General features: G+C 43.7%; 3 protein-coding genes. All 3 read right to left on the bottom strand.

Annotated features, from left to right (window positions below):
• Positions 1-269, bottom strand: a 269-nt coding sequence (locus PGR14_RS16035; RefSeq protein WP_270223732.1) for a MobA/MobL family protein, incomplete at its 3' end; no start/stop codon positions are given.
• Between the two features lie 73 nt (positions 270-342).
• Entirely contained in the window at positions 343-759 is a 417-nt protein-coding gene (locus PGR14_RS16030; RefSeq protein ID WP_002595106.1) for a hypothetical protein, read from the bottom strand.
• Between the two features lie 2 nt (positions 760-761).
• A complete protein-coding gene (locus PGR14_RS16025) occupies positions 762-959 on the bottom strand; it encodes a helix-turn-helix transcriptional regulator (protein WP_002595107.1) in 198 nt (65 codons plus the stop codon).
• Between the last annotated feature and the right edge of the window lie 277 nt (positions 960-1,236).

The following is a 1,236-nucleotide window of genomic DNA, read 5'->3' as shown; positions in this document are numbered from 1 at the left end:
CATTGCTTCTCAACAGCTTCGGCAGCGTTCCAGAGGGTGTTGCGGTCTGTGTACTCCAGGGGAGCGTTTGCCGGGAGCAGGATTTCATTGTGGACGATACCACGCTTTTCCGGGTAGTGTTTTACTTCCTGGTCATATTCACAGAACAGCTTCTCGCCGCTCTGGTAAGCAGCGGCGGCAACCGCAGACTGGCGGTGGCTGCGCTGCACAATAGAGATTTCGTTGTGTGGACAGGGCATTTTGTGTTCCTCCTTTCCGTTTTTGGACATAGAAAAAGCAGGATACCTTTTCAGATTTCCTGCTTGTTGTGCCGCTGGGGGCGGCGGGTATTTAGTAATACATTTACATAGTTTTGTGCAAGTACCAAAGTCGCACAATAAATACAATTTGTCCAATAGCATAAGCCCCAATAATAGTGAAACATGGGACTACTGTCATATATCCGGTGAAAATCAAAGCAAAAATAGAAACAGCAATCGTAACATTCATTACCTTGAAGCCACTTGCCATAGCAGCATTACTAAGCGAAATATTTCTCTCGTCATTTTCCTCTATTTCCATTTCTTTGGTTTTCTTAACGAACAAGTCGCACACACCAGATACAATCAGCAAAATTCCAATGAGAGATGTACCTACTACTATTAAGTCGGGACGTGGCACAGGTATTATTTCATGTACTCCCAAACCGTATGTTAGCAATCCTCCCAGTAGAATAATCATTCCTGTAACTGTCATTAAAATCAACAACCTTTTTTTCATAATCAATCCTCCTCGTAAATAAAAATTTCTTCAATACTCATGTTGAAATATCTGGCAATCTTAAATGCCAACTGAATAGATGGGTTATAGCGTCCGTTTTCCAAAGAGCCGATGGTCTGTCGTGATACTTCCAATGCATTTGCTAAATCTTCTTGCTTTATGCCTCGTTGCTTTCGTAATTCTTCCAGGCGATTTTTCATGTCATCCTCCTCTCTTATGGAAAGTTAACTTTCCATGCTTCCATTATATCACATAGTTCTTTTATGTCAAGTTAGCTTTCCATTTGCATTATATTTTATGAAACTTATCGGCTGGGAACAGCTTGCAACGCAAGGTGTCCCCAGATGGCAAGTCCACAAAAGGGTAGCTGGCGGCAGCCAGCGCAGGGGAAGCGTAGCGTCCCCTGTATGATTTGGAGCAGACCTTGACTGCGGAAAATCACAGCCCTCCGGCAAGGAGCCTTCGGAGAACGCAATG

Source organism: Coprococcus sp. AF99-45, assembly GCF_027663865.1.
Taxonomy (GTDB): Bacteria; Bacillota; Clostridia; order Lachnospirales; family Lachnospiraceae; genus Allocoprococcus; species Allocoprococcus comes.
Note: the sequence above shows the minus strand (reverse complement) of the source record. Positions and strands in the feature narration are given on the sequence as shown.